This window comes from uncultured Meiothermus sp., assembly GCF_937863175.1.
GTDB lineage: Bacteria > Deinococcota > Deinococci > Deinococcales > Thermaceae > Meiothermus.
On sequence record NZ_CALMCQ010000106.1, the window covers coordinates 1 to 3046 of the forward strand.

Consider the following 3046-nt stretch of genomic DNA (forward strand, 5'->3'; position numbering starts at 1 on the left):
GCTCTTCCGATCTTTTCTGGGTTGGATAGCCGGTTTTCTCCTTTGAGGAAGTGGGTACGATGGTCATCCACCAGACATCGGTAGGAGTTTTTCCCCTGGCAGCTTTTTCCGGCCCAACCATTTTGGGTGTGAGGTAGGGAATGCGGTCTATGGAGTCAAAGTTGAAGGTGTACTGGTCGGGGTTTTTGGCGTACCAGAGCAGCGTGTCGTGCTTGGCGGGCCAGCGGTTTCTGGAGCGCCCGCCATAGTCGTAGGCCCAGATGATCTCGTTGATAAAACTCTTGCGCCCAAAAATTGTGTCCAGAGCAACCTTGATGTAATGTACCTCGCGCGCATCCAGGTGCACGAACAGTGAACCCGTGGACGTGAGCAGGCGGCGGGCATGTTCCAACCGGGGAATCAAAAAAGCTTCGAAGTCATCAAACCGATCCGCATAGGTGGGGGCTACCAGCCCTTCGGTACGGTAGCGCTTGCCGCCAAAGCCCTGGCGTATTCCGTTTTCATCAGCAATTGCGCGAATGCGCTGCCGCTGCTGGGTCTTGCGGGTATTGAAGGGAGGGTCGAGGTAAATCAGGGGAAAAGTAGCATCGGGCAGGGTTGAAATATAGCTCAGACACTCTGCCTGCACGATACGCTTCATCGGCCTGATTCTAGCGGATGGGCGGGTTTATGGCGCACTCCCTACCACACTAAGTCCGGCTCGGACATCCTCCAGCACCGGCTCGAGCCCCCTCCCCTCTTCATGCGCCCGAATCAAGGCACTGGCAATCACCGCCCCATCGGCAGCCTGGGCGGCTTGCTGGGCGGTGGCGCGGCCCGAAATCCCGAAACCGATGGCAACAGGTGAATCGGTGCACTTCTTGATGCGCTGTACCAATTCCGGCAGGCCGTCTGGAAGGCGATCCCGCGCCCCGGTAACCCCGGCTACCGAGACGGTGTAGACAAATCCGGTGCAGTGAGGGGTTACGGTCTGGATGCGCGCATCTGTCGAGGTCGGAGCCAGCAGAAAAGTGGTCTCCAGACCGGCCTGATGGGCCAGGGACACCAGTTCAGGGTCTTCGTCGGGGGGTAGGTCGGGCAGAATCAGCCCATTGACACCAGCCTCCTTGAACATGGCGAAGAATTTCCTGGGCCCAACCGCCAGAACCGGATTGATATAGGTCATCAAGAAAATCGGTTTCTCGGTGAGGGCGCGTACTTCTCGCACAAACTGGGCCACCTCGGGCATGCGAATCCCCTGCCGCAGGGCTTGTTCGGAGGCCCGCTGAATGACCGGGCCATCGCCCAGAGGGTCGGAGTATGGGAGGCCCACCTCCAATAAATCTGCGAAGGGCAGCACTTGCTTGACGGTTTCCAGATCGCTTCCCCGGCCTGGATACCCCGCCATTACGTAGGGAATCAGGGCTGCACGGCCCTCCGACCGGGCTTTGACAAAGGCTTCTCGTGTGGTCATGCCTGGCCTCCTACAGGCACTCGACCCTCAACCCTCGACCCCTGGCGCTTTTCCTCCAGCACCCGCATCACCTCCACCACATCCTTGTCGCCCCGGCCCGAAAGGTTGATAACGATGATTTGTTCGGGCGCCATCTCGGGGGCCAGTTTGGCCGCGTAGGCGATGGCGTGGGCGGTCTCCAGGGCAGGGATAATCCCTTCCAGGCGGCAAAGCAGCCCAAAGCCCTCGAGGGCCTCATCATCATCAATGCCTACATACTCAGCAAGGCCCTGCTCGGCATAGTAGCTATGCTCCGGCCCCACGCCAGGATAGTCGAGGCCCGCCGAGACCGAGTGCGCAGGCAGAATCTGGCCGTCGTCGTCGTAGAGCAGAAACATCTTGGCCCCGTGCAAGACTCCCTTGCGACCTGCTCCGATGCTAAGGGAGTGCATACCTGAGTTTTTCCCGTGTCCGGCAGCCTCGACGCCAATCAGTCGGGGGCGGTTATCTAAGTATGCAAACGGAGCAAACACCCCAATCGCGTTGGAACCCCCTCCCACACAAGCCACAACCACATCGGGGCTTTCGCGCCCCTCTTTCTCGAGCAGTTGCCGCTTTACCTCTTCGCCCACGATGGCCTGGAAGTCGCGGGCCATGGCCGGGTAGGGGTGTGGCCCCACCACCGAGCCAATAATGTAGAAGCTATCCTGCACGTGGGTCACCCAGTCGCGGATGGCTTCGTTGGTGGCATCCTTCAGGGTGCGGGTACCGCTTTCGACAGCCCGAACCTCCGCGCCCAGCAGCTTCATGCGAAACACATTCAGCGCCTGGCGATGCACATCAAGGGCCCCCTGATAGACCACACACTCCAGCCCCATCAGGGCCGCTACCGTTGCCACCGAAACCCCGTGCTGACCGGCCCCGGTCTCGGCGATGACCCGTTTCTTGCCCATACGCTTGCACAAGAGGGCCTGGCCCAGGGTGTTGTTGATCTTGTGGGCACCGGTATGGTTCAGGTCTTCGCGCTTGAGGTAAATTTTAGCCCCGCCCAGATGCCGGGTCAGGTTATCGGCCAGGTAGAGCGGGCTGGGACGGCCCACATACTGATGGAGGTAGTATTCAAGTTCCCCCAGAAAATCGGGGTCGTTTTTGTAGTGCCGGTAAGCTTTGGTGAGCTCTTCCAGGGCCGGAATCAGCGTTTCGGGCACATAGCGCCCGCCGAACTCGCCAAAACGGCCTCGAGCGTCGGGCAGGGGGTAGTTGGGCAGGTTCATGGGGTACCTCGTCTAGGGTTGGTGGTTCAGGGTCACGAAGCTGCTTGCGCAACGGGCTACACATCTTCACACTATAGAAATTCATCTCTGAGCTATCGGCTGTCGGCTAATAGGATGTCGTAGGTCTCAGGTCGCAGGTCAGAAGCCAGTCGCAGTCGAGGGTCGAGGGTCAAAGGTCGAAGGACGAAGGTCGAAAGTTAGTCGCAAGTCGTAGGTCAAATAAAGGCTGAAGGCCTAAGGTTTTCGGCTTTTAGCTATCGGCTATCGGCTATCAGCTATCAGCTATCGGCTATCGGCTATAACCTATCGGCAACCAACAAAAAAACTCGAGGTCAAAACC

Annotated in this window: 3 protein-coding genes; all 3 read right to left on the reverse strand. The window is 59.0% G+C overall.

Annotation, left to right across the window (positions count from 1 at the left end):
• A partial coding sequence (locus Q0288_RS04265; RefSeq protein WP_299427683.1) for a site-specific DNA-methyltransferase occupies positions 1-640 on the reverse strand: 640 nt, incomplete at its 3' end.
• Positions 641-667: 27 nt separating this feature from the next.
• The gene (gene trpA / locus Q0288_RS04270) at positions 668-1453 is read right to left on the reverse strand and encodes a tryptophan synthase subunit alpha (protein WP_299427686.1); all 786 of its coding nucleotides are present in this window, start codon (positions 1451-1453) and stop codon (positions 668-670) included.
• Positions 1450-2706 (reverse strand): tryptophan synthase subunit beta, encoded by a 1257-nt coding sequence (gene trpB, locus Q0288_RS04275; protein WP_299427689.1) that lies wholly within the window; start codon positions 2704-2706, stop codon positions 1450-1452. The genes trpA and trpB overlap by 4 nt, the downstream gene beginning before the upstream one ends.
• Positions 2707-3046: the final 340 nt, after the last annotated feature.